The organism is Pseudomonas japonica, from assembly GCF_013522925.1.
Lineage (GTDB): Bacteria > Pseudomonadota > Gammaproteobacteria > Pseudomonadales > Pseudomonadaceae > Aquipseudomonas > Aquipseudomonas japonica_A.
In genome coordinates this window covers 219,685-245,109 of record NZ_JAAMQU010000010.1, presented here as the reverse complement: position 1 = coordinate 245,109, position 25,425 = coordinate 219,685, and the positions used below count along the sequence as shown (strand labels likewise).

At 63.3% G+C, this 25,425-nt stretch carries 16 protein-coding genes; 5 read left to right on the top strand and 11 right to left on the bottom strand.

The window, feature by feature from the left end; genetic code table 11:
- From G7016_RS17390 to G7016_RS17365, 6 genes are all read right to left on the bottom strand, one after another.
- Positions 1-436, bottom strand: a 436-nt coding sequence (locus G7016_RS17390; RefSeq protein WP_181116936.1) for a DUF2931 family protein, incomplete at its 3' end; no start/stop codon positions are given.
- Positions 423-1,076 (bottom strand): DUF2931 family protein, encoded by a 654-nt coding sequence (locus G7016_RS17385; protein ID WP_181116934.1) that lies wholly within the window; start codon positions 1,074-1,076, stop codon positions 423-425. The genes G7016_RS17385 and G7016_RS17390, both read right to left, overlap by 14 nt.
- Positions 1,069-2,961: a PAAR domain-containing protein gene (locus tag G7016_RS17380; protein WP_181116932.1), complete on the bottom strand. Its 1,893-nt coding sequence runs from the start codon at positions 2,959-2,961 to the stop codon at positions 1,069-1,071. The genes G7016_RS17385 and G7016_RS17380 overlap by 8 nt, the downstream gene beginning before the upstream one ends.
- 224 nt (positions 2,962-3,185) lie before the next feature.
- The gene (locus G7016_RS17375; RefSeq protein WP_181116929.1) at positions 3,186-5,405 is read right to left on the bottom strand and encodes a xanthine dehydrogenase family protein molybdopterin-binding subunit; all 2,220 of its coding nucleotides are present in this window, start codon (positions 5,403-5,405) and stop codon (positions 3,186-3,188) included.
- A 14-nt stretch (positions 5,406-5,419) separates the two neighbouring features.
- On the bottom strand, positions 5,420-6,433 hold the full coding sequence (locus G7016_RS17370) for an FAD binding domain-containing protein (protein ID WP_181116927.1): 1,014 nt from the start codon (positions 6,431-6,433) through the stop codon (positions 5,420-5,422).
- Positions 6,434-6,443: 10 nt separating this feature from the next.
- The gene (locus G7016_RS17365; RefSeq protein WP_181116925.1) at positions 6,444-7,076 is read right to left on the bottom strand and encodes a (2Fe-2S)-binding protein; all 633 of its coding nucleotides are present in this window, start codon (positions 7,074-7,076) and stop codon (positions 6,444-6,446) included.
- A 178-nt stretch (positions 7,077-7,254) separates the two neighbouring features.
- Here G7016_RS17365 and ligD point away from each other — a divergent pair, with 178 nt between their 5' ends.
- Both ligD and G7016_RS17355 read left to right on the top strand, forming a co-directional pair.
- Positions 7,255-9,888 carry a DNA ligase D gene (gene ligD, locus G7016_RS17360; RefSeq protein WP_181116923.1) on the top strand — a complete coding sequence of 878 codons (2,634 nt, stop codon included), beginning with the start codon at positions 7,255-7,257 and terminating at the stop codon, positions 9,886-9,888.
- 47 nt (positions 9,889-9,935) lie between these two features.
- Positions 9,936-10,469: a hypothetical protein gene (locus tag G7016_RS17355; protein WP_181116921.1), complete on the top strand. Its 534-nt coding sequence runs from the start codon at positions 9,936-9,938 to the stop codon at positions 10,467-10,469.
- A 64-nt stretch (positions 10,470-10,533) separates the two neighbouring features.
- On the opposite strand, the gene G7016_RS17350 is transcribed toward G7016_RS17355, so the two are convergent.
- From G7016_RS17350 to G7016_RS17340, 3 genes are all read right to left on the bottom strand, one after another.
- Positions 10,534-11,277: an amidohydrolase family protein gene (locus G7016_RS17350; protein ID WP_181116919.1), complete on the bottom strand. Its 744-nt coding sequence runs from the start codon at positions 11,275-11,277 to the stop codon at positions 10,534-10,536.
- A gap of 7 nt (positions 11,278-11,284) precedes the next feature.
- Entirely contained in the window at positions 11,285-11,632 is a 348-nt protein-coding gene (locus G7016_RS17345; protein WP_181116917.1) for a hypothetical protein, read from the bottom strand.
- Between the two features lie 68 nt (positions 11,633-11,700).
- Positions 11,701-12,717: a GlxA family transcriptional regulator gene (locus G7016_RS17340; RefSeq protein WP_181116915.1), complete on the bottom strand. Its 1,017-nt coding sequence runs from the start codon at positions 12,715-12,717 to the stop codon at positions 11,701-11,703.
- 537 nt (positions 12,718-13,254) lie between these two features.
- On the opposite strand from G7016_RS17340, the gene G7016_RS17335 reads away from it, so the two are divergent.
- Together G7016_RS17335 and G7016_RS17330 are read left to right on the top strand one after the other, a co-directional pair.
- The gene (locus tag G7016_RS17335) at positions 13,255-18,120 is read left to right on the top strand and encodes an NAD-glutamate dehydrogenase (protein ID WP_181116913.1); all 4,866 of its coding nucleotides are present in this window, start codon (positions 13,255-13,257) and stop codon (positions 18,118-18,120) included.
- Between the two features lie 125 nt (positions 18,121-18,245).
- Positions 18,246-18,752 (top strand): hypothetical protein, encoded by a 507-nt coding sequence (locus G7016_RS17330; protein WP_181116911.1) that lies wholly within the window; start codon positions 18,246-18,248, stop codon positions 18,750-18,752.
- Positions 18,753-18,798: 46 nt separating this feature from the next.
- Here G7016_RS17330 and G7016_RS17325 read toward each other — a convergent pair whose 3' ends face one another.
- Positions 18,799-19,791: an aldo/keto reductase gene (locus tag G7016_RS17325; protein WP_181116909.1), complete on the bottom strand. Its 993-nt coding sequence runs from the start codon at positions 19,789-19,791 to the stop codon at positions 18,799-18,801.
- 253 nt (positions 19,792-20,044) lie between these two features.
- Here G7016_RS17325 and G7016_RS25390 point away from each other — a divergent pair, with 253 nt between their 5' ends.
- A complete protein-coding gene (locus G7016_RS25390) occupies positions 20,045-22,696 on the top strand; it encodes a glycosyl hydrolase family 28-related protein (protein ID WP_308812183.1) in 2,652 nt (883 codons plus the stop codon).
- Positions 22,697-22,784: 88 nt separating this feature from the next.
- Here the strand turns inward: G7016_RS25390 and acnB are convergent, their stop codons facing one another.
- On the bottom strand, positions 22,785-25,385 hold the full coding sequence (acnB, locus tag G7016_RS17315) for a bifunctional aconitate hydratase 2/2-methylisocitrate dehydratase (protein WP_181116961.1): 2,601 nt from the start codon (positions 25,383-25,385) through the stop codon (positions 22,785-22,787).
- Between the last annotated feature and the right edge of the window lie 40 nt (positions 25,386-25,425).

The window sequence follows — 25,425 nt, the reverse complement described above, 5'->3', positions numbered from 1 at the left end:
CGAACTCACAGAAGGCCTTCTTGCCGGTGACCATGGCCTTGCGCATGGTCGCGTCGACGCGAATGAAGGCTTCGTAGGTTTCAGGCTCGACCAGCGACTGCCAGCGCACGTAGATCCACAGCGGCAGGGCTGCGCCAAGCACGTGCTTGCCGGCGCCCCAGCCAGGGGTTCTAGCCCACCCGCTGGGATCCACGTTCAGCTTGGGGGGGCTGCTCATCGATGCCACGCCGGACACGACCTGCTTGTACACCTGGCCTCGGGCATCGGCAACGTCCACCGTTTCGATCCATACGTCCATGTAAGGCGGGGCCAGCGCGCCGATATACCAGGAGTCGTAGGGAAGCCCATGAGGCCCCTTGGCGCAGGCGCTTAGTGCCAGCGTGGCTATCACTATAAGCAGCAGGCCCGGCCCGCGACACCGGTTACCAGCTGCCATAGGGCACACTGTATTTCTCGATATAGGCTTTGGACACGTCGTTCAGGTCGGGATATTGGTTGCCGTACCGTCCGCCGTATGGGCCGGCCTCGACAACGCGGCCTTGAACGCGAGCTATGGGCACGCTGCGGGTACATTGGCCGGCGATCCAGACCTTGGCGATACCGCCCGGGGCCAGGCCGATGTTCACGGCATAGGGGTAATCAGTGATCCATTTGTCGTCGAACTCACAGAAGGCCTTCTTGCCGGTGACCATGGCCTTGCGCATGGTCGCGTCGACGCGAATGAAGGCTTCGTAGGTTTCAGGCTCGACCAGCGACTGCCAGCGCACGTAGATCCACAGCGGCAGAGCTGCACCAAGCACGTGCTTGCCTGCCCCCAAACCAGTGCTCTCGATCCAACCCCTGGGATTAGCGTCCAGCTTGGGAGGGCTGCTCATCGATGCCACGCCGGACACGACCTGCTTGTACGCCTGGCCTCGGGCATCGGCAACATCCACGGTTTCGATCCATACGTCCATGTAAGGCGGGGCCAGCGCGCCGATATACCAGGAGTCGTAGGGAAGCCCGTGGGGGCCTTTGGCACAGGCGCTCAAGGTCAGAATTGCGATCAGTGTGAGCCACCGCCACAGGCTATTCATTGGGATATTCAGCGCGCCGCCCCCTACTTGCCGGGCGGTTGATAAACAGCACGGACAGGTCGGAGTTGTTCTTGCCGCGGGCGGCGTTCCAGTTGGCGGAAAGGTGAATGTAATAGCGGCGCAGCAGGTCCATCTCGGCCTCGGTGAGGGTATTGGGGGCTTCCCCCAGGGCGTAGGCCGTCAGCTTGCGCGAGATGGGCTTGAGCTCCGCCGGCAGGGCCAGTTTGGGTTTCTCCTTGATCGAGCCAAAGGGCACGCCTGCCCGCACGGCCAGCTTGCGCATGACGCGCAGGTACACCAGCGACAACGCCCCGCGCACCACCCGCTTGCTCACCACCGCGGCGTACACCCGCTTGAGCCGGCGCGCGTCCTGGTGCGGGTTGTACGGCAGGGCGATGGCCCATGGCTGCACGCTCAACGGTTGGCCGGGCTGGGTGAACGCATTGCCGTATGGTGGCAGGTGAGCCTCAACCTGGCGCTTCGCCGTGCGCCAAGCCTGAGATTCCCGGGCCTTTTGCTCATAGGGTATTTCGCTGTGCTCGGGCCGGGTGAGCAGTACGGTTTCCCTGATCGCCGGCGGGTAGCCGCCGCCCAGGTCCGAATGGGCGCCGGGCACGCGAATGTCGTGGTCGCTGAGCATTACCGAGAAGTTGTGGCGGAACTCGTGCTGGGCCACCAGTTGCACGATCTTCTTCGCGCACCCTGGCGCCAGGCGCAGGTTGAGCCCTGGGTTGTGGCCATCGTGAGGGGTGAAATCCCCCAGCAGCGGGTTGGAAATCCCGGGCACCGTGTCGAACAGGCCGATAAAGTTGATGATGAAGTCTTGGCCATGGCGCCAGTTAAAGCCTTCGGCCAGCCCCGAACTTCCAACAGGTATGACCCTGGCGAAGCGGCTACGCGCTCCCTTGAGCAGCTCATTGGCACAATGGCGAGCGGCCGCCGCGCCGCGGCTGAACCCGAACAGGTCAAATTCAATGCGGCGAACGACGAGGCCGGGGTTATTGCGCCTAAGTTGTCGCAGCTTTTCCACCACCAGCGGCGGCGCCTGCTCCACCCGCGCCGCCGCACCGGTCGCGCCAATCCCCAGCCCTTGCCCGTACAGCGAATCGGGTTGGCCGCTGCTGGTGCCAATGCCTTCCAGGTATACCTTGACGCTCGCTTCGGAGGCATCCTCGCTCAGCTGGGTAGTCGCCTCATCCACATACAAATCATACAACCGCGCCACATTGCTCGACGCATTCCCATAACTGCTGTCCGGCACGCCACCGGCGGCGTCAAAGCCTTCCTGAACGCAGTAGGCACTGATTTCCCGCGCCTGTTGTTCGGTATAACCCACGTCGCTCGGCTGGCAGTCGGCGGTGAGTTCGGCGTTGGCCATGTTGTTACCGGTGCCATTGAAGAACAGCCCGATCCGCACGATGATGCCTTCGTCGGGTTCTTCCTCTTCTTCTTCCTCGACAAGCTGCTGGCCAAGCGCTGCGGCCGGCGGGGCGGTCTCCCGGGTGGGCGATACGACGCCGGGCGTACTTGAACGCGTGGCAGCGGCCCGGTACCGCCCGGCGCCCATCTTCCCCATGCCCACCAAAGGTGCCGAAGACGGGCCGAAGTCATAAGATATGCTGGTCTGGTTGGCGATCAGGATGGGCGCTGGCGAGCATTGGCATTGGCACTGGTCGCCTTCCAGCGCGCATTGTGCCTTGTCTACGTAAGCATGCCGATGAGGGCCGGTGCACACGATCACGCCCACGGTGCCGCAGGCGGGGCACTCCACCTTGTCGCCTTCGCACGCTACCGGCCGGCCCTCGAGCTTGCACGCGGGGTTGCCGCTGATGACAGTGCCGCCGGCGGTGGTTTTGTCGCCGCGAAAGATATGATAGCGCTTCATGCCCATCGCTCCGGGCAGTGAGAGGCACAGGCGCGAAGAGGCAGTGAAGGCATGGACGGGGCTCCGGAAACAGGCGCAGAACGCGCAGGAGCCGCCATGCTAGAGAAGCGGTACCGGCTTGAATGCCGGAGGATTCTCTATGTGTTGTGGGAAAAATCCATATACCGCCGCGAACCAAGGCCGCCTATGGACGTGAAGGTTTTCCTATGATGCCTCGGGCTTCCTCATGCCCTCACTTGCGGCGTACCCAGCAGGTCTTCGATCTTCACCGGCAAATCCCGCACCCTTACCCCGGTGGCGTGATACACCGCGTCGGTGATCGCGGCAGCGATGCCGGCGAGGCCGATTTCGCCAATGCCTCGCGCGCCCAGTGGGTTGAGCGCGTAGTCGGGGTAGTCGAGGAAGGTGATGTCCACCTCCGGCGCGTCAGCGTGGGTGGTCACGATGTAATCGGCCAGGTTGGCGTTCACCGGCGCGCCGTTGCGGTGGTCGTATTCGGTGGCCTCGAACAGCGCCATGCCCACACCCATCATCAACGCGCCCTCGATCTGATTGTGCCCCGTGCGGGTGTTGAGGATGGTGCCGGCGTCGATCACCGTGACGATGCGATTCACCTTCAGCCGGGCGATTTCCGGTTGCCACACCACCTCCACGAAATGCGCCCCGTAGGAATGCAGCGATACCTTCTTGGCCGCTTCCTCGCTGCCCTTGCCTTCGCCATCGCCGCTCACGTGGTCCATGCCGGCCGCGGAAAGGATGGCCGGCAGGGGCACCGCTTCGCCTGAGCCGCCTTTAAGGCTTACGTTCATGTCCGCGAACACAAGTTCGTCCCTGGTTTTGCCGCTGAACGCCGGGTGGCTGCGCAGGGCTGCGTCCAGCGCCTCATCGATGGCCTCGCGAGTGGCCTGCTGGATGGCCGGCACCAGCGAACCGGTGGCCATGGACCCGCCCGACATCGGGCCTGGCGGCAGGCGGGTATCCCCGATCAGTACGTCGATGCGGGCCAGTTCCAGCCCGGTCAATTCGGCCACCATCTGGGCGATCACCGTATAGGTCCCGGTACCGATGTCCTGGGTGCCACAGAACACCTTGGCGCGGCCGTCGCTGCCCAGCTGCACGGTGGCTTTGGCGGGGAGGGCCTTGGCCATCCAGGAACACGCCGCCATGCCCCAGCCGATCACTTCACCGGCGCCGTTGCGCATGCTGCCCGGCTGCGGATCGCGGCTTTTCCAGCCGAAGCGCTCGGCGCCCGTTTGCAGGCACTCGATAAGGTGGCGGGAAGAAAACGGCTGGTTGGTGCTTTCGTCGTGGTCGGGCTGGTTCTGCAGCCGCAGTTGCAGAGGGTCCATGTTCAGGGCGATGGCCAGTTCGTTCATCGCCGACTCTACCGCGTACAAGCCCGGCACCGCGCCCGGGCCGCGCATGGACGTGGGTGGCGCTACGTCGCGCTTGGCCACCGACCAGGCGGCTTTCAGGTTGGGGGTGCTGTAGAGGAAACCCGTGGCTTCGCCGCAGTTTTCCTTGTAGCTGTCCAGCCGCGCGTTATGGAACAAGTAGTCGTGGCGCAGGCAGGTCAGCTTGCCGTCTGCTGTGGCGGCCAGGCGCAGGCGTTGCTGGGTGTTGGCGCGGTGGCCCACGGTCTGGAACATCATGCGCCGGTCCACCACCAGTTTTACCGGCTTGCCCAGCTCGCGTGCGGCCGCGGCGGCCAGCAGTGAATGGGTCCAGGGCCACAGCTTGCCGCCGAAGCCCGAGCCCAGGTACTCGGTGATCACCCGCACCTGCTGCGGCGCCACCCCCAGCATCTGCGCCATCACCAACTGATGGTTCATGATTGCCTGGGTGGTTTCGTAGAGGGTAAAGCCCTGGCCATCCCAGATCGCGACGCTGGCGTGCAATTCGATCGGGTTGTGGGTTTGTGGCGGAGTGGTGTAGGTGTAGTCGATCTTTACCGGTGCGGTGTTAAAGGCGGCTTCCACGTCACCGCGCTCGGTGTCCACTTTCTCCGGGGCTTCGGGGCTGAGCCGTGTGCTCACGTCCACCGGCTCGGCGGCATAGGTAGCTTTTACCGCCGCAGCGCCTGCCTTGGCCTGTTCGTAGGTGCGCGCCACTACCAGCGCCACGTATTGCCCGTAATAGGTGATCTTGTCATCGGAAAGGGGCGGGCGGGCTTCGTCGCTCTTGCCCTTGTTGGGCTGGCGGCGAAACAGCTTGCCGGCCAGGTTGCCCTGATGGAACACCGCAATCACCCCGGGCGAAGCTTCGGCCGTGCGGGTGTCCAGGCCGGTGATACGGCCCTTGGCGATGCTGGCGGTCACCGGCACGGCATACACCAGGCCGGGGAAGTGGTGGTCGGAGGTGTAGCGGGCCAGGCCGCTGACCTTTTTCGGGCCATCGATGCGCGGCAGGCCCTGGCCGATGAAGCGTTCGGAAGTCTGTGCCATGGGTGTGCCCTCGCTCATGCGGTTTGCGCCGTCAGCGCCACGGTGGCCAGGCAATGCGCAACGCAGCGCTTGGCCAGTTCCACCTTGAAGCCGTTCTCGCTTTGTGGGGTGGCATTGCGTACGGCCGCTTCAGCGGCCAATTGCCAACTTGCAGCGGTGGCCGGTCGGCCGATCAACGCCTGCTCTGCCTCCGTGGCCCGCCAGGGGCGGGTGCCGACGCCGCCCAGGGTGATTCGAGCTTCGGCCACGCGGCCGTCGTCCACGCGCAACAGCACGGCGGCAGAGGCCAGGGCGAATTCGTAGGAGGCTCGGTCGCGCAGTTTGAGATACGCCGAATGCGCCCCTTTGCCTGGCGACGGCAGGGTCACTGCCGTGATCAAGTCCCCAGGCTGCAGCACGGTTTCAAGATGAGGCGTGTCGCCCGGCAGCAGGAAGAACTCACTGATCGGCACCACGCGTTCGCCGCCGCTGCCCTGAATGTGCACCTGTGCTTGCAAGGTGGTGAGGGCCACGTTCATGTCCGAAGGGTTGCTGGCGATGCAGTGCTCGCTGGTGCCGAACACCGCCAGGTTACGGTTGGCGCCGTCGATGGCCGAGCAGCCGGTGCCGGGTTCACGCTTGTTGCAGGCGCTGAGATTGTCGCGAAAGTACATGCAGCGGGTGCGCTGCAGCAGATTGCCGCCCGTGGTGGCCATGTTGCGCAGTTGGGCGGAAGCGCCTGACAACAGCGCCTGGGACAATACCGGGTATTCGTTTTTCACTCTTGGATGCCAGGCCAGGTCGCTGTTGCGTACCAGTGCGCCGATCCGCAGGCCGCCATCGGCCGTATCGCTTACGTCGGCCAGGGGCAGCCGGTTGATGTCAACCACTTGCTCGGGGTGTTCAACCCCAAGCTTCATCAGGTCGGTGAGGGTGGTGCCGCCCGCGATAAAGCGCACTTGCGCGCCCTGCTGAGCGGTTTGCGTGGTGGCGGCCAGTCGCACCGCCTGCTCCGCGCTGCTGGCGCGGGTGAAGGTAAAGTTCTGCATGGTGGCGGCCTCAGGCTTTGCGGGTGTGTTCAATGGCAGCAAGGATGTGCGAGTACGCCCCGCAGCGGCAGATGTTGCCGCTCATGGCTTCCTTGATTTCCGCCGCGGAGTCACCGTATGGCTCATGGGCCAGGGCCACCGCCGACATGATCTGCCCGCTGGTGCAGTAGCCGCACTGGTAGGCGTCCTGCTCCACGAACGCCACCTGCATGGGGTGAAGTTTGTCCGGCGTGCCCAGGCCTTCGATGGTGGTGATGTCATCACCGTCGTGCATCAGCGCCAGGCTCAGGCAGCTGTTCACCCGCCGGCCGTTCACATGCACGGTGCAGGCGCCGCACTGGCCATGGTCGCAGCCCTTCTTGGTGCCGGTAAGTTGCAGGCGGTCGCGCAACGCATCCAACAGGGTAGTGCGCGGGTCCACTTGCAGCGTTTGCGGTTGGCCGTTGACCTTCAGCGAAAGGGTTTGCTCGCCGGGCTCGGCCGGCAAGGCGTTCTGCGCGTCAGCGGCCTGCGCGGCGGCTACAAGGCCACCACCCAAGGCTGCGGCGGTGCCGCCTACGCCCATGGCCTGGAGAAGCAAGCGGCGGGAAAAGGGCAAGTGCCCGGCGTTACCCTCGGTCGAGGGCAGAGGCTTTTTCGACATGAGTGGTTCTCCATCAGGTGCGCCTCTGCGGGCGCTGACACGGCAATTTTCAGGGTAGTTCGGGTTGGGCCGCACGGCCGCGCTGCCGTTCAATCGTTTCAGCCCGCCGGTCGGCTGGCGGGGGGAACTCCAACGGCGACATCGCTTCACAACTCTAGGTGATCAAGGAGGCCGCGACATGAGTGACGCCCTGCAGGAATACAACCGCAAGCGTGATTTCGAAGCCACGCCAGAGCCTTCGGGCGGCGGCCATGGGCGCAAGGCGGCCGTGGACGATCGTGCCCTGCAGTTCTGCATCCAGAAGCACGACGCCAGCCACCTTCATTACGATTTTCGCCTGGAACTGGACGGCACCCTGAAAAGCTGGGCGGTGCCCAAAGGGCCGTCGCTGGACCCTCGCGACCGCCGCCTGGCCATTCAGGTAGAGGACCACCCCATCGACTACGCCAGTTTCGAAGGGCACATACCTGAGGGCCATTACGGAGCAGGAGACGTGATCGTCTGGGATCGCGGCGTATGGGAGCCCGAAGACGAGCCGCACAAGGCGTTCGAGAAGGGCAAGCTAAAGTTCCGCCTTCAGGGGGAAAAGCTCAGCGGCGTGTGGAACCTGGTGCGCACCCACATGAGCGGCAACAAGACCCAGTGGTTCCTGATCAAGTCCCACGACGATGCCGCGCGCGACCACGACGAGTACGACGTACTGGAAGCTGCCCCAGACAGCGTACTCAGCGACCGTACCCTGGTGCCTAAGGTGCGTGGCAAGGCCGCCCGGTCGAGAAAGGCATCGGCTGCGCCCGTGAAGGCGCCAGCCAGAACCCGTGCCACCGGCAAACATGCCGAAAAGGCTGGCACCCTGGAAGGCGCCGTGGCAGCACCCATGCCGGAAACCTTGAAGCCCGAACTGGCCACGCTGGTGGAAACCGCGCCAGCGGGTGAATGGAGCTACGAGATCAAGTTTGACGGTTACCGCATCCTGGCCCGGATCGAGAACGGCGAGGCCAGGTTGTTCACCCGCAATGGCCATGACTGGACGGCAAAGATGCCCCGGCAGGCCCGTGCCCTGGAAGCGCTCGGGCTGGATTCGGCCTGGCTGGATGGGGAAGTGGTGGTGGCCAATGAAGACGGCGTTCCGGATTTCCAGGCGCTGCAGAATGCTTTCGAGACCAGCCGGGCCGAGTCCATTGTGTTCTACCTGTTCGACCTGATGTACCTCAACGGCATGGACCTCTCGCGTGTGCCGGTAGAGCAGCGCCGCGCCGCGCTGGAAGCCGTGCTCAAACAGCACGAAGACGAAGCGCTGCGCTTCTCGTCGAGCTTCGATGAATCGGCCACGGCGCTGCTCGACAGCGCGTGCTCGATGAAGATGGAAGGGCTGATCGGCAAGCGCCTCGGCAGCGCCTACGTCAACCGGCGCAGCAACGACTGGATCAAGCTCAAGTGCAAGCACCGGCAGGAATTCGTGATCATCGGCTACACCGAGCCCAAGGGAGCACGCAATGGCTTTGGGGCGCTACTGCTGGGGCTGCATGACGCCGACAGCGGCAAATTGCGCTACGCCGGCAAGGTAGGCACGGGCTTCAACGAGGCTACGCTGCAAAGCATCCTTGCCCAACTGAGGCCATTGGAAGTGAAAAAGCCGGCCGTCGCCAACCCGCCCACTGGCGCCGAGGCGCGCGGGGTGCATTGGCTCGAGCCGTCGCTGCTGGCCGAGGTCGCCTATGCCGAGATGACGCGGGAAGGTTCGGTACGCCATGCAGTGTTCCATGGCCTGCGCCAGGACAAGCCTGCCACTGAAATCACCCAGGAGACCCCTGTGCAAGCGAGCCAGCTCAAGCCAGACGACAAGGCTGCAGAAAAGCCCGCGAAGAAAGCAGCCTCCAAGCCAGCAGCACCAAAAAAGGCCAGGGCGACAAAGAACGAAGCCATTGCCGGCGAGGTACGCATTACCCACCCAGACCGGGTGATCGACGCCACCAGCGGCACCACCAAGTTGCAGTTGGCCCAGTATTACGCCCAAGTGGCAGCGTGGATTCTCCCTCACCTCAAGCAACGGCCGGTGGCGTTGGTAAGGGCGCCAGAGGGTATTGCCGGTGAGCTGTTTTTCCAGAAGCACGCCGAGCGGCTGAAAATCCCCGGGGTAACCAGCCTGGGCTCGGAGTTTTCCGGTCAGCCGGTGATGATCGTCGACAAGCCGGAGGCGTTGATCGGCGCGGTGCAGATGAGCACGGTGGAATTTCACACCTGGAATGCCACTGCCAAGGACGGGCAGCACCCTGACCGCTTCATTCTCGACCTGGACCCAGACCCCGCGCTGCCGTGGAAGGCCATGGTGGAAGCTACGCAGCTTACGCTGACCATCCTCGACGAGCTGGGCCTCAAGAGCTTTCTCAAGACCAGCGGAGGCAAGGGGATGCACATTGTGGTGCCGCTCAAGCCCAAGGATGACTGGGACAGCGTGAAGGCGTTCTCCCAGGCGGTGGTGAACCATCTGGCCAAACTGTTGCCCGATCGTTTCTCGGCGGTGTCCGGGCCCAAGAACCGGGTGGGCAAGATTTTCGTGGATTACCTGCGCAACTCCCAGGGCGCTACCACCATTTGCGCCTTCGCCGCGCGCACCCGCGAGGGGTTGCCCGTCTCGGTACCGGTGTTCCGCGAGGAAGTGGCGGAACTGAAGGGCGGTAACCAGTGGAACATCCACAACATTCACGAGCGCCTGGGGGAAATGGAAGGCAATGACCCCTGGGCCGGTTATGCCAAGGTACGGCAGACCATCACCGCCACCATGCGCAAGAAGCTGAACATGAAAACCTGATCCGGCGGCGGCTTGCGCCCCGTACGGGCTCAGGCCCGCGGAGAACCATGAGCAAGATAATTACCGAACTACCGGAAACACCCAGTCAGGCCCAGGAAGCGAGCGAGAACGCCATGTTCGGCACGCCCAAGGCCCGGCTGGATTTTTACCGCAACGAGATCCAGTACGAAACCTCGCTGATGTCCAACCGCACAAACGCCTATTTGTCTGCGCAGTCGTTCCTTGTGATCGCCTATGCCTCGTCCATGGCCAACCTGAACCCCGACTGGGGCAAGGTATTCACCCTGGTGGTGCCGCCGATCCTGGCGCTACTGGGCATCGTAAGCTCGCTGCACGCCTGGCCAGGCATCCGCGCCGCCTATGACATCATTGACCATTGGCATTTCAAACAATACCAACTGCTGCGCGCCGAGCCCGCCATGGGCATGGCGTACGACGACTCCCCGCTGTTCAGCAAGCATGAGGCTCAGGAGAAGGGCTACCGGCAGTCGCTGTTGTTCTCCATGCGCACACCCTGGATTTTCACCGGCGTGTGGGTGGTGCTTGGCGTGTTTTCGGTATGGTTGCAGTATTTCGGGTAGAGGTCTTTCACTTTGTGGGAGACGGGGGGCCGGCCTTCCGGCGGAGCTCGCGATAAGGGCGGCCTCAGGCCAGCCGGTAAAACCGCCGGGCGTTTTCCCAGAGCACCGCGCGCGCTGCCGCTTCTCCCAACGCTTCGCCAATCAACGTGATATCCGTTGCTTCGAACGGCCTTGGCGCGCGGGTAGAGGGCAGGTCGCTGCCAAACATCAGCGCTTCGGGATTGGCGGCGTGAAGCTGTTGCAGCGCTGGTGCCACTGCGAAGTCGACCCGGCCGAAGCCGCAGGCTTTCACTCTCGCGCCTTGCTCGACCAGCCGCAACAGGTAGGGCAACCCCTCGGCGCTCAGGCCCAGGTGATCGATGCTCAGAGCTGGTAACCGCGAGAGGCGCGGTGCCAGCTCGGACAAATCGCGGCTATCGACGTACAGTTCCACATGCCAGCCGAAGCCCTGATGAACACGAACGGCCATGCGCTCCAGTTGCTCCAAGGGCTCGGAACCGCCACGCCGCAGGTTGAAGCGCAGGGCCCGCACGCGGTGCGCGTCAAGCTCAGCAAGGGCATCGTCGGTGATGTCCGCGGGCACCTGGGTCACCCCGACGAAGCCTTCGCCGAGGCGGCCCAGCGCATCGAGCAGGTAGCTTTGATCGAAGCCCTGGAACGAGCCGGAAACCACCGCGCCGCCTGCAATGCCCAGTGCCACGGCCTGTGCCTGGTACGCTGCCGCGTCGAAGGCTGGCGGCAGGTAGCCCTGATTGGGGATTAGGGGAAAGCGTGGGTCAATGATGTGGCAGTGGGCGTCGAAGATCACCGTTGGCTCACTCCTGAACAAAGGTTCCCGTACCTTCGAGAATCACGCGCAGCGCAGCCTCGGCGTCGTCCAGGTCAGCCACGGCGTCTTCCAGGTCTGCAACCAGCTGCACGTTCGAGAACGGCGCCTCGGCGTCCGCAGGAAGGTCGATGATCAAGCGGCTTTCGCTGAGGGTCACCTTGAAATCCCTTACCAGGATGGACTGTTCGTCCCACACCAGCTCCACGTCGTCCTCGCCTGGCGCTCGAGACAACAACAGCATTTCGCCGTCAGTGCCCTGGCAGCACAGCAATGCCAGGTCGTCTTCTTCCTCGTCGCAAGGGTTGCCCATCAACAGGGCGGCTTTCATATGCATGGTCAGGCTTCCACGAAAAGTGCCGCCATTGTGGCACGCCGGCAGGCTTTGCACAGCCCGGCACATGCTCAGGACATCATGGGCGCAGGCAAGGGCCCGGAGGTGGCTTCCAGGTCCGCCTGGCTGGCCATCACCTGAAAACGCTGGCGGTATTCCAGCGGGCTCAGCCCCAGGCGCTTGCCGAATATCCGCCGCAGGTTGTCGGCGCTGTCGATGCCGCAGCGCTCGGCCACCGCGCTTACCGGCAGGTCGGTGGTTTCAAGCAGCTCGCGGGCCGCGTCGATGCGCGCATCATTGACGAACGCCATGGGTGTGATGCCGGTCTGTTTGCTGAACAGCCGGGTAAGGTTGCGCGGGCTCATATGCACGCGCTCAGCCAGCGAGGCGAGGGTGTGGGGGTGCTGCAACCGGTCGATCACGTAGTCACGCACCGCGTGCACCTGCGCATCGCCATGGGCCTGGCGGTCGAGCAAGGGGCCGAATTGTGCCTGCCCACCCGGCCGCTGCAAATATACCAACAGGTATTTGGCCACCTTGAGGGCAAACCGCCGGCCGAAATCTTCTTCGATCAGCAACAGGGCAAGATCCATCGAAGCGCTGGCGCCTGCGCTTGTGTACACGGGGCCGTCCTTCAGGCGCAACGGCTCGGCGTATACCCTCGCCTGGGGAAACGCAGCGCGTAACCGGGCCGCTTCGCTCCAGTGACTGGTCACCTTGCGCTGGTCGAGCAAACCGGCACCGCCCAGCACGAACACTCCGCTGCAGGCTGCGGCCAACCGTCGGCAGCGCTTGGCCTGACGAACCACCCACGCGGCCACGCGGGGGTCTTCATACACGTCGTACACGCCCATGCCGCCCGGCACGAGGAGGGTGTCGAAGAAGGGGCAGGGCTCGTAGATGCTGCGGTCCGCGACTACAGTCAAGCCGCACGCCGAACGCAGCGGCGTACGCGTGGTGCCCACTGTCACGATTTCGTATTGATGCTCGCCGAGCACCCGCACTTCGCCGAACGCGTTGCGCGGCCCTGCGATGTCCAGCAGCTGAAAACCGGGAAACACCAGAATGCCAATCAGGATCTTGCGCATGAGGAGACGTCTCGCCGGGGAAGGCCAGGGCCCAGGGCTATGGCCGGGCTTGGACGAGAACTGCGCACTGCTCGCCGTCGTTCAGGTGTCGGGGTTGTCATTGGGCTAGCAAGAATCAGGCAAAGGTGTGCGGTTGTACGGCGTTAGTGTGCGCAAGCTGGATGAAACCCCTGTTACAGGTGATCACGCTGGACCGCTTCAGCGCCTGTCATAGCTTGGCGCAAGCTTTTCACGCGCCGCCGTGGTGCACGGTGGTACGCGGTGGGGCATGTTCCCGCTTGCAGCTTGCAGCTCAAGGCAGGGTTGCGCCAAGTGCAACCCGAGGCTGACCGAATATGTCGCCCTGTGGCAAGATGTCACAGGGGATGTGTCGCTAAGCTGAACTGTCCATGACACTGGCGCTGCACGCTGAACCATCCTCCATTGTCATGACCCAAAAGCTTCATCTCCCTTGCACGGCTTGCGGTCATCCACCGGCCCGACGAGGGATACACGCTACGCTTCCACCAAATACAAAGCCCGAGCGGAGTACCACAGATGGCGTTTTTCACCGCGGCCAGCAAAGCCGACTTCCAGCATCAACTGCAGGCGGTCCTGGCCCAGCACGTTGACGAGCAGGCCCTGCCACAAGTAGCCCTGTTCGCCGATCAGTTCTTCGGCATCATTTCCCTTGACGAGCTGACCCAGCGGCGGCTGTCCGACCTCGCCGGCTGCACCCTTTCGGCCTGGCGCCTGATGCAGCGGTTCGAGCCCGCGCAGCCCCAGGTGAGGGTGTACAACCCCGATTACGAGCGCCACGGCTGGCAATCCACCCATAGCGTGGTCGAGGTGCTGCATCAGGACCTTCCGTTCCTGGTGGACTCGGTGCGCACCGAGCTCAACCGCCGCGGTTACAGCATTCATACCCTGCAAACGGCAGTGCTGAGCGTGCGCCGCGGTCCGGGCGGCGAGTTGCTGGAAGTGATGCCGAAGAACACCCAGGGCGAGGGCATTGCCCAGGAATCGTTGATGTACCTGGAGATCAACCGCTGCGCCACGGCTGCGGGGCTGGCTGGCCTGGCGGCGGCGCTGCTGGAAGTGCTGGGCGAGGTACGCGCTACGGTCGCCGACTTCGAACCCATGAAGGCTCGGGTTCACGACATGCTGGCCATGGTCGACAATAGTGCCTGGCCGGTGGATGGCGCTGAAAAGGCTGAGGTGAAGATTTTCCTCGAATGGTTGGTGGACAACAACTTCACCTTCCTGGGCTACGAAGAATTCGAAGTGCGTGAAGACGCCCAGGGCGCTCATCTGGTGTACGACGAGCAGTCTTTCCTGGGCCTGCCGCGCCTTCTGCGTGTTGGCCTCAGCGCCGAAGACCTGCGCATCGAGGACTTTGCCGTCAAATACCTGCGTGAACCGCTGCTGTTGTCCTTCGCCAAGGCCGCGCAGCCCAGCCGTGTGCACCGTCCGGCCTACCCTGATTACGTATCCATCCGGCAGATCGATGCCGACGGCCGGGTAATCAAGGAATGCCGCTTCATGGGCCTGTACACCTCGGCGGTATACGCCACTACGGTGCAGCAGATCCCGTACGTGCGCAGCAAGGTCGCCGAGATCGAACGCCGCTCGGGCTTCGACATGCGCGCACACCTGGGCAAGGAATTGGCTCAGGTCGTCGAGGTGCTACCCCGTGACGACCTGTTCCAGACCCCTGTGGATGAGCTGTTCAACACAGTGATGTCCATTGTGCAGATCCAGGAACGCGCCAAGATTCGCGTCTTCCTGCGCAAGGACCCCTACGGGCGTTTCTATTACTGCCTGGCCTACGTGCCGCGTGACGTGTATTCGACCGAAGTGCGGCAGAAAATCCAGCAAGTGTTGATGGATCGGCTCAAGGCCAGCGACTGCGAGTTCTGGACGTTCTTCTCCGAGTCCGTGCTGGCCCGGGTACAGCTGATTCTTCGGGTAGACCCCGCCAACCGCCAGGACATCGACCCGCAGCAACTGGAGCGCGAAGTGGTGCAAGCCTGCCGCTCCTGGCAGGACGACTATCACGCCCTCACCATCGAAAACTTCGGCGAGGCCCAGGGCACCAACCTGCTGGCCGAGTTCCCGAAAGGCTTCCCGGCCGGCTATCGCGAGCGGTTTGCCGCGCATTCGGCCGTGGTCGACATGCAGCACCTGCAGGCGCTTTCGGATGCGCGGCCACTGGTGATGAGCTTCTACCAACCGTTGGCCCAGGGTGGCGAGCGCCAGTTACATTGCAAGCTGTACCACGCCGACGTCCCGCTGGCGCTCTCGGACGTACTGCCGATCCTTGAAAACCTCGGCCTGCGCGTGCTGGGTGAATTCCCATACCGCCTGCGCAATCGCAACGGCCGCGAGTTCTGGATTCACGATTTTGCCTTCACCTACGCCGAAGGCCTGAAACTGGACCTGCAACAGCTCAACGACACCTTGCAGGATGCGTTCGTGCACATCGTCAACGGTGAGGCAGAGAACGATGCCTTCAACCGGCTGGTGCTCACCGCCGGCCTGCCGTGGCGAGACGTGGCGCTGCTGCGTGCCTACGCCCGCTACCTGAAGCAGATCCGCCTGGGCTTCGACCTTGGGTACATCGCCGCCGCGCTGAACAACCACACGGACATCGCCCGCGAGCTTACCCGCCTGTTCAAAACCCGCTTCTACCTGGCCCGCAAGTTGGCCGGCGACGACCTGGACGACAAGCAGCAGCGGCTGGAGCAGGCGATCCTCACCGCACTGGACGACGTTCAGGTGCTCGCCGAGGACCGTATCCTGCGGCGCTACCTGGACCTGATCAAGGCCACCCAGCGCACCAACTTCTATCAGCCCGACGCCAACGGCCAGCCCAAGCGCTATTTCAGCTTCAAGTTCAACCCGGCGCTGATTCCAGAGCTGCCACGGCCGGTGCCCAAGTTCGAGATCTTCGTGTACTCCCCGCGAGTGGAAGGGGTGCACCTGCGCTTCGGCAACGTGGCCCGCGGTGGCCTGCGCTGGTCGGACCGAGAAGAAGACTACCGTACCGAAGTGCTGGGCCTGGTGAAGGCGCAGCAGGTGAAAAACTCCGTGATCGTGCCACTGGGCGCCAAGGGCGGGTTCATTCCGCGGCGCTTGCCCCAGGGCGGCAGCCGCGACGAGGTGCAGAACGAGGCGATCGCCTGCTACCGGATCTTCATTTCCGGCTTGCTGGACATCACCGATAACCTCAAGGAAGGCGAAGTGGTACCGCCGGCCAACGTGGTGCGTCACGACAGCGACGACCCATACCTGGTGGTCGCCGCGGACAAAGGCACTGCGACCTTCTCCGACATCGCCAACGGCATTGCCCTGAGCTACGGCTTCTGGCTGGGCGACGCTTTCGCTTCCGGTGGTTCGGCCGGCTATGACCACAAAGGCATGGGCATCACCGCCCGCGGTGCCTGGGTGGGCGTGCAGCGCCACTTCCGTGAGCGTGGCATCGATGTGCAGAAAGACAACATCAGCGTGATCGGTATCGGCGACATGGCCGGCGATGTGTTCGGCAATGGCCTGCTGATGTCCGACAAGTTGCAACTGGTGGCGGCTTTCAACCACCTGCATATTTTCATCGACCCCAACCCGGATGCGGCCAGCAGCTTTGCAGAGCGCCAGCGCCTGTTCAACCTGCCACGCTCGGCCTGGAGCGACTACGACGCTTCGTTGATTTCTGCCGGTGGTGGTATCTTCCAGCGCAGCGCCAAAAGCATCGCTATCAGCGCGGAAATGAAAGCCCGGTTCGACATCAAGGCTGACCGCCTCACCCCGACCGAGCTGTTGCACGCCTTGCTCAAGGCCCCGGTGGACCTGCTGTGGAACGGTGGTATCGGCACCTATGTGAAGTCCAGCGAGGAAAGCCACGCCGACGTGGGCGACAAGGCCAACGATGCGCTGCGCGTGAATGGCGACGAGCTTCGCTGCAAGGTGGTGGGCGAGGGCGGCAACCTGGGCATGACCCAGCTGGGCCGAGTGGAGTTCGGCCTCAACGGCGGCGCTACCAACACTGACTTCATCGACAATGCCGGCGGCGTTGACTGCTCCGACCATGAAGTGAACATCAAGATCCTGCTCAACGAGGCGGTAGCCGCAGGCGACCTTACCGAGAAGCAGCGCAACGAACTGCTGGGTAGCATGACCGATGAGGTTGCGCACCTGGTGCTCGGCAACAACTACAAGCAGACCCAGGCGCTGTCCATTGCCGCTCGCCGCGCCAACGATCGCCTGGCCGAGTACAAGCGGTTGATCGCCGACCTTGAAAGCCGGGGCAAGCTGGACCGGGCCATCGAGTTCCTGCCCAACGAAGAACAGCTGGCCGAACGCGCCGCGGCCGGCCAAGGCCTGACCCGTGCCGAGCTGTGCGTGTTGATCTCCTACAGCAAGATCGACCTCAAGGAGACCCTGCTCAACTCCCGCGTACCGGATGACGACTACCTCACCCGGGACATGGAAACAGCCTTCCCGCCCAGCCTGGTGGCCAAGTACGGCCCGGCCATGCGCCGCCATCGCCTGAAGCGCGAAATCGTGAGCACCCAGATCGCCAACGACCTGGTGAACCACATGGGCATCACCTTCGTGCAGCGGTTGAAGGAGTCCACTGGCATGAGCGCGGCAGACGTGGCCGGCGCCTATGTAGTAGTGCGTGACATCTTCCACTTGCCCCATTGGTTCCGTCAGATCGAAGCGCTGGACTACCAGGTGCCCGCCGATATCCAGCTCAGCCTCATGGAAGAGCTGATGCGCCTTGGGCGCCGGGCAACGCGCTGGTTCCTGCGCAACCGCCGCAGTGACCAGGACGCTGGCCGTGACGTGGCGCATTTCGGCCCGCACATCACCGCGTTGGGCCTCAAGCTCAACGAGTTGCTGCAAGGGCCAACCCAGCGCCAGTGGGAAACCCGCTACCAGGCGTACGTGGAGGCAGGGGTGCCCGAATTGCTGGCGCGCATGGTCGCGGGTACCACCTACCTCTATAACCTGCTGCCGATCATCGAGGCCTCGGACCTTACCGGGCAAAGCGCCGCCAGCGTGGCCAAGGCGTTCTTCGCCAGCGGCAGTGCGCTGGACCTGAACTGGTACCTGCAACAGATCAGCAGCCTGCCGGTGCAGAGCAACTGGCAAGCGCTGGCGCGGGAGGCGTTCCGCGATGATCTGGACCTGCAGCAGCGGGCAATCACCATCTCGGTACTGCAATTGCAGGACGCGCCGGAGGACGTGGACGCCAGGGTATCCCTGTGGCTGGAACAGCATCGGGTGCATGTAGAACGCTGGCGCGCCATCCTCGATGACCTTCGCGCGGCAACCGGCAGCGATTACGCCATGTATGCCGTGGCCAACCGCGAGCTGGCCGACCTTGCGCTCAGCCCCGCGGTGTCTCACACCGTGGCCTGAGTGAACCCGGCCCTTCTCTCGGGGAGGGCATGGTTCCGGCTGTGAAGGGGCCTGTGGCCCGCTTATGTTCACACCGCGCTTGAGAAAGCGCCTACGTCAACATAAGCGAGCCACAGGAGGCCCAAATGGCCGATATCGCAGGAAAGTCCTTTATTGCAACACTGCTGAGCACCACCGGAGAGGGTTTTTATCCGGTCGGTTATTTGCAGGACTCATCCCTGGCTGGGGATGGATGGCTGATTCAGAGCGACCAGGAAGAAGGCACCTTGTTCCGTTTCGACTATGTCAAAACGGCGGGTAACCGCCTGTATTACAACATCAGTGCCGCGCCAGGTACCCGGTATGACGGGGCAAAGGTCGGGATCAGCCGCAATGGCTATGTGGGGTTCTACAAGGTTGCCGAGGTGTCCGACCTCTGGAAGATCGAGCTCGAAGGCAATCAGGCAGACCCAGACACCTTCGAATTCGTACTGCGCGATCACCGGGGCTATCGAGTGGGTGCCTTGAGTGAGCCACAGGGAGGTTTCTGGACGTCGTTCCATCCCGCTCAAAGCGCCCGGCGCGTGCGCTTTCTGAACGTGGAAGCCGGCGATATCGTCCATTTCCAGGGGCAGATCATTACTGAGCTATGAGGTTTTATCGCCGGGGCGCCTGCTTTGCGGTAGCCCCGGCGCCACTTCACAGGTTGGTCATGCGCTGGTTCTTTTCATCGTACCGCTCACCCACGATAGCGTCGGCTGGCAAGGCTTGAGAAATGGCTTGTTGCGTGTCGCTGTCCAGCTCAATGCCGGCAGCACCGGCGTTATCCGCCAGGTGGTGAATCTTTCTTGCTCCCGGTATGGGTGCAATCCAGGGTTTTTGCGCGAGCAGCCAAGCCAGCGCGAGCTGCGCCGCAGTGCAGCCGCGTTGTTCAGCCTGCTGATTCAAGGCGTCTACCAAGCGCATGTTCTGCTTGAGGGCTACGTCCTGGAAGCGTGGCAAGCCTCGGCGCATGTCTTTCTCGTCCAGCTCCTCGACCTTCAACTTGCCCGTAAGGAACCCTCGGCCCAACGGGCTGTATGGCACAAACCCGATGCCCAGTTCGGCGCAGGTAGGCAGCACTTCCTTTTCAGCTTCGCGATACCACAGTGAATACTCCGACTGCAGCGCCGTGATCGGGTGCACGGCATGGGCGCGCCGCAGCGTGGTGGCCGAGGCCTCTGATAATCCGAGGAAGCGGACCTTGCCTGCATTGACCAGCTCGGCCATGGCGCCCACCGTATCCTCGATCGGCACGGCAGGGTCCACCCGGTGCTGGTACAGCAGGTCGATGGTTTCGATGCCCAGCCGCTTGAGCGAGCCTTCCACCGCCTCGCGGATATGCTCCGGGCGGCTGTCTACCCCGGCGATACGTTCCCGCCCGATGCCTTGGTCAGAAATCTTGAAACCGAACTTGGTGGCCACTTGCACTTGGTCACGGCGGCCTTTCAGCGCCTTGCCCAGCAGCTCCTCGTTCTCGAACGGGCCGTATACCTCAGCCGTATCCCAGAAGGTCACGCCCAACTCCAAAGCATGGTGCAGGGTTTTGATCGATTCGGCTTCCGGCGCTCCGCCATAGGCGAAGCTCATGCCCATACAGCCCAGGCCAATGGCCGATACCTCCAGGCCTTGGCCCAATGTTCGGGTTTTCATCCATGTGCTCCTTTTTCCAGATAGGCGTGTAAGCGTAGCCGTTATTTCCACTTCCCCCAGGACGCGTTCGAACCGGAACCGGGCTGCCCGTCGCTACCCCCACTGCCTTCGGCTTGCTGAGCTACGCTCCCCTGTACCCTTTCGGGGTTGTGCCCTCCAAGCCGCGCTGCGCGTGCATCAGTCTGTTGCAGTAACACGTCCCCGCCTCTGGAAAATTCGGCCTGACCCCTATTTCGAGACGGAGGTAGCGGTCATGGCAAGACTCTTCAACGTGCGCGACTACGGCGCGAAAGGCGATGGCATCGCCGACGATACCCAGGCCATTCAGCAGGCGATCGATGCCGCCGCCAAGGCAGGCGGCGGCCAAGTGTATGTGCCGCAGGGAACCTACATGCTCAGTGGCGCGAACGACGATGGGGGCTGCCTTACCCTCAAGAGTAATGTGAACCTCAATGGCGAGCGGATGGGCCTGGCCATACTCAAGCTGGCCGATGGCTCAAGCGAAGACATCGCGGGGCTGATCCACACCGTGAGTGACGCCAATACGCTCAATGCCTCTATCCGCAACCTCACGCTCGACGGCAACAAGGGCAACACCGGCGGTACGGTCGACGGCATCGTGACCGGCAGTGCCACCGGCGATACAGCGCATACCGTTGGCCTTACCCTGGCCGGGGTTGAACTGCAGCACTTGAGCGGCGATGGCCTGCGCGCCCAGGCGCTCACGTTCGCAACGAACGTGAACGACAGCCTGGCCCATGACAACGACGGCGATGGCTTTGCCACCGAGTTCCAGCCCCGGCAGGTGCGCGACGACACCATCAGCTTCCGTGACAACGAGGCGTATCGCAACGGCGGCGATGGTTTCAATGTGGTGGCGGCTGCCTACACCAGCGCAAGCCTGCCGCCTAGCAGGGAGCAAGCGTTCACGTTCGGCAGCAACGATGCGTACGACAATGCAGGCAGCGGCCTGGTGATCACCGGGGTAGACCAGCCTGACCCGGAGCGGTCCCGCTGGCAGCAGGAAGGCATTGTTGGCGGTAAGGTGCATGGCAATGGCGGTACGGGCATCAGTATCCAAGGGTTCAGGGGCGGCACCATCAGTGAGGTCGAGATCTACGACAACGGCCGCCAGGGCATCGCCTTGCTGGGCACGCACGAGCAGAAGGTGTACAGCAACTATGTGCACGGTAACGCGCAAGCCGGCCCGGCCGCGGAAATCCTGGTCGGCAGCTACACCAATAGCGAGGGGAGGGTTTACAGCGCTGATAACGTGCTGGACCTGGCCAGAAACACTATCGTTGGCGGCGAGCAGTCAACCTACGGCTTGGACGACCGCCAGGCACCTGCCAGCGAAGACCCCTACCGCGCCGGGGTGGGTAACACCCTCAGCAACTTGCGTAGCGGGCATCTGGCGACTGACCAGGCCTATCTGAATCTGTTTTCCTCGCTGCCCGCTTTCACGTTAGTGGGTACGCGGGCCACAGACCATCTCACCGGGACCGCCGCCATCGAGGTGTTGAAGGCGGGCGCCGGCCGCGACACTCTCGATGGCGCAGAGAGCGACGATGTGCTCCAGGGTGACAAGGGCGCGGACCGCCTCACCGGCGGCGCGGGCGACGATGTGTTTGTGTATGCCCGTCGGCAGGATAGCTACGCCAGCAGCACAGGGGATGCGCATGATCGCCTCCTGGATTTCGCCCCCGGACAAGACTACCTCGACCTCGCTGCGCTGGGCTTGCACGGGCTGGGCGATGGGCACAACGGCACTGTGCAACTGACCTACAACACCAGCAACGAAACCACCTACCTGCAAAGCCTGGACGCCGACGCCGATGGCTATCGGTTCAAGCTGGCGCTCGCGGGCGATTACCGCGACCGCCTGGCCGATGCTGATTTCGTTGGCCGCCAAAACGGCACCGGCGGCCCTGATACGCTTATCGCCACACGCCTCAACGGTGAGCTGCTGGTAGGGCGCGGGGGTGATGACACGCTGACCGGCGGCGCGGGTGACGATCGCTTGCAGGGGGGAAGTGGCGCAGATCGCCTGACGGGTGGCGCAGGCCAGGACACATGGGTATACACGCGTATGGCCGACTCTGGCATCAACACGGCGAGCCACACCGAACACATCGACATGATAGCTGACCTCAGCATGACGGAAGCGGACCTGATTGACGTCTCCGCCTTGGGCTTTACCCGTATAGGGGATGGCCATGACGGTAGCCTCAGAGTGACCTACGACGCTGCGACCGACCGTACCACGGTCGAATCCCTGGAGGCCGACGCGGCGGGAAACCGTTTCGTCATTACCCTGCTGGATGCCTATGAGGATGGGCTGCATCCAGGCTTCGTTCCGTCATTGGCCGATGCGTTTATCCTGGCCCCGTCAACGCCGCAAACAGGCGCTACCGATGCACCCAGGACTTTTAGCTATGGCACCCTGCTCGACGATGTGTTGATCGGGAGCGCACAGCGGGACGACCTCCATGCAGACGCCGGTGATGATGTAATCCAAGGTGAGGGCGGTGGCGACCTGCTTACCGGCGACGCCGGGGCTGATACTTTTCTTTACCGGCAGGTGGGTGACAGCACCCACACCGGGGTGGACGTGATCCAGGATTTCCTCGTCTCCGCCGACCGCATAGACGTATCGGCGCTGGGGTTTACCGGGCTGGGTGATGGCACAGCGGGCACGCTGAAGCTTGCCTACAGCGTAACGAGTGACCGTACCTACCTGCGCTCCACTGAACCAGACGACGAAGGCAACCGGTTCGAAGTGGCGCTGGCGGGGGATTTTCGCCAGACCCTCGCTTCACAGAATCTTGTGTTTGCGCCTGAGGCTGCGCCTGCTCCGGCTCAAGGCGTCGACCTCACGCTGATAGGGGATGCATTGGCCGCGTAGGAACGATGAAACCTCGCCCATAAAAAAACCCGCCAGTGACGGCGGGTTTTTCTTGCAGCTTGAAGCTTACAACTTGCAGCTCAAAGCCTTACGCCTGAACGACCGGGATCTTGGCCTTTTCCGCAGCATCACGGAAATCGGCGATCTGGTCGAAGCTCAGGTAGCGGTAAACGTCGGCAGCCATGCTGTCGATGTTCTGCGCGTACTGCATGTACTCCTCGACCGTAGGCAGCTTGCCCATGATCGACGCAACTGCCGCCAGTTCCGCGGAGGCCAGGTACACGTTGGCACCATCGCCCAGACGGTTGGGGAAGTTACGGGTGGAGGTGGACACCACCGTGGAGTTGGCGGCTACGCGTGCCTGGTTACCCATGCACAGCGAGCAACCTGGCATTTCCATGCGCGCGCCGGCTTTGCCGTAGATGCCGTAGTAGCCTTCTTCGGTGAGCTGGTGCGCGTCCATCTTGGTGGGCGGCGACAGCCACAGGCGAGTCGGGATGGCACCCTTAACCTTGTCCAGCAACTTGCCCGCGGCGCGGAAGTGGCCGATGTTGGTCATGCACGAGCCGATGAACACTTCGTCGATCTTCTCGCCAGCCACGGTGGACAGCAGGCGGGCGTCGTCCGGGTCGTTCGGTGCGCAGAGCACAGGCTCTTTCACTTCGGACAGGTCGATCTCGATCACTTCAGCGTATTCGGCATCAGCGTCGGCGGCCAGCAGTTCCGGGTTGGCGATCCAGGCTTCCATCGCCTGAGCGCGGCGTTCCAGGGTACGGGCATCGCCGTAGCCTTCGCTGATCATCCAGCGCAGCAGGGTGATGTTGGACTGCAGGTACTCGGCGATGGCCTTTTCCGGCAACTTGATGGTGCAGCCCGCCGCGGAACGCTCGGCCGAGGCATCGGACAGCTCGAATGCCTGCTCGACGGTCAGGTCGTCCAGGCCTTCGATTTCCAGGATGCGGCCGGAGAAGGCGTTCTTCTTGCCTTTCTTCTCGACGGTGAGCAGGCCTTTCTGGATGGCGTAGTACGGAATCGCATGCACCAGGTCGCGCAGGGTGATGCCAGGTTGCATCTTGCCCTTGAAGCGAACCAGTACGGATTCCGGCATGTCCAGTGGCATCACGCCAGTGGCGGCGGCGAACGCGACCAGGCCGGAACCTGCCGGGAAGGAGATACCGATCGGGAAGCGGGTGTGGGAGTCACCACCGGTGCCGACGGTGTCCGGCAGCAGCATGCGGTTCAGCCAGCTGTGGATGATGCCGTCGCCCGGGCGCAGCGACACGCCGCCACGGGTGCGGATGAAGTCCGGCAGGGTGTGGTGCGTGGTGACGTCGATCGGCTTGGGGTAGGCCGCGGTGTGGCAGAAGGACTGCATCACCAGGTCAGCGGAGAAGCCCAGGCACGCGAGGTCTTTGAGCTCGTCGCGGGTCATCGGGCCAGTGGTGTCCTGGGAGCCGACGGTGGTCATCTTCGGTTCGCAGTAGGTGCCAGGGCGCACGCCCTCGACGCCACAGGCCTTGCCGACCATCTTCTGAGCCAGGGTGTAACCCTTGCCAGTGTCGACCGGGGCTTCCGGCAGCTTGAACAGGTTGGCCGTTGGCAGGCCCAGTTCGGCGCGTGCCTTGTCGGTGAGGCCACGACCCACGATCAGCGGAATACGGCCGCCGGCGCGGACTTCGTCCAGCAGCACAGGGGTTTTCAGCTCGAAGGTGGCCAACACTTCATCGGTGCCGTGCTTGCACACCTTGCCAGCGTGCGGGTACACGTCGATCACGTCGCCCATGTTCAGGTTCGACACGTCGAACTCGATCGGCAGGGCGCCGGCGTCTTCCATGGTGTTGTAGAAGATCGGGGCGATCTTGGTACCGAAGCAGAAGCCACCGGCGCGCTTGTTCGGCACGTACGGGATGTCGTCGCCGAAGAACCACAGCACCGAGTTGGTGGCCGATTTACGCGAGGAGCCGGTACCGACCACGTCACCCACGTAGGCAACCGGGAAGCCCTTGGCTTTCACTTCTTCGATCTGCTTGAGCGGGCCGATGGCGCCTTGCTGCTCGGGCACGATGCCGTCGCGGGCCATTTTCAGCATGGCCAGGGCGTGCAGCGGGATGTCTGGGCGCGACCAGGCGTCCGGGGCCGGGGAGAGGTCGTCGGTGTTGGTTTCGCCAGGTACCTTGAACACGGTCAGGGTGTACTTGTCGGCGATCGCAGGGCGCTTGGTGAACCACTCACCGTCGGCCCACGATTGCAGCACGGCCTTGGCGTGGGCGTTGCCGTTCTTGGCTTTCTCGGCCACGTCATGGAAGGCGTCGAACATCAGCAGGGTGTGCTTGAGTTGTTCGGCAGCCACGCTGCCCAGCTCGGCGTCGTCCAGCAGGTCGACCAGGGTATGGATGTTGTAGCCGCCCTGCATGGTGCCCAGCAGTTCGGTGGCGCGCTTCTTGTCGATCAGCGGCGAGTTGGCTTCGCCCTTCGCCAGCGCGGACAGGAAGCCGGCCTTCACGTAGGCGGCTTCGTCCACTCCCGGCGGTACGCGGTTGGTGATCAGGTCTACCAGGAAAGCTTCTTCGCCGGCGGGCGGGTTCTTCAGCAGCTCGACCAGGCCTGCGGTTTGTTCGGCGTTCAGCGGCTGGGGCACGATACCCTGGGCGGCACGCTCTTCGGAGTGTTTGCGGTAGGCTTCAAGCACAGTTATTACCCTCATCAGTGGTCCCGCGTGGGACGCTTAT

What these genes read in the sequence shown, in the direction of transcription:
- G7016_RS17385 (WP_181116934.1), bottom strand. Translation starts at nt 1,076, where the DNA reads ATGAATAGCCTGTGGCGGTGGCTCACACTGATCGCAATTCTGACCTTG.
- G7016_RS17340 (WP_181116915.1), bottom strand. Translation starts at nt 12,717, where the DNA reads ATGCGCAAGATCCTGATTGGCATTCTGGTGTTTCCCGGTTTTCAGCTG.
- G7016_RS17370 (WP_181116927.1), bottom strand. Translation starts at nt 6,433, where the DNA reads ATGCAGAACTTTACCTTCACCCGCGCCAGCAGCGCGGAGCAGGCGGTG.
- G7016_RS17330 (WP_181116911.1), top strand. Translation starts at nt 18,246, where the DNA reads ATGGCCGATATCGCAGGAAAGTCCTTTATTGCAACACTGCTGAGCACC.
- G7016_RS25390 (WP_308812183.1), top strand. Translation starts at nt 20,045, where the DNA reads ATGGCAAGACTCTTCAACGTGCGCGACTACGGCGCGAAAGGCGATGGC.
- G7016_RS17335 (WP_181116913.1), top strand. Translation starts at nt 13,255, where the DNA reads ATGGCGTTTTTCACCGCGGCCAGCAAAGCCGACTTCCAGCATCAACTG.
- G7016_RS17375 (WP_181116929.1), bottom strand. Translation starts at nt 5,405, where the DNA reads ATGGCACAGACTTCCGAACGCTTCATCGGCCAGGGCCTGCCGCGCATC.
- G7016_RS17380 (WP_181116932.1), bottom strand. Translation starts at nt 2,961, where the DNA reads ATGAAGCGCTATCATATCTTTCGCGGCGACAAAACCACCGCCGGCGGC.
- G7016_RS17325 (WP_181116909.1), bottom strand. Translation starts at nt 19,791, where the DNA reads ATGAAAACCCGAACATTGGGCCAAGGCCTGGAGGTATCGGCCATTGGC.
- G7016_RS17345 (WP_181116917.1), bottom strand. Translation starts at nt 11,632, where the DNA reads ATGCATATGAAAGCCGCCCTGTTGATGGGCAACCCTTGCGACGAGGAA.
- ligD (WP_181116923.1), top strand. Translation starts at nt 7,255, where the DNA reads ATGAGTGACGCCCTGCAGGAATACAACCGCAAGCGTGATTTCGAAGCC.
- G7016_RS17355 (WP_181116921.1), top strand. Translation starts at nt 9,936, where the DNA reads ATGAGCAAGATAATTACCGAACTACCGGAAACACCCAGTCAGGCCCAG.
- G7016_RS17365 (WP_181116925.1), bottom strand. Translation starts at nt 7,076, where the DNA reads ATGTCGAAAAAGCCTCTGCCCTCGACCGAGGGTAACGCCGGGCACTTG.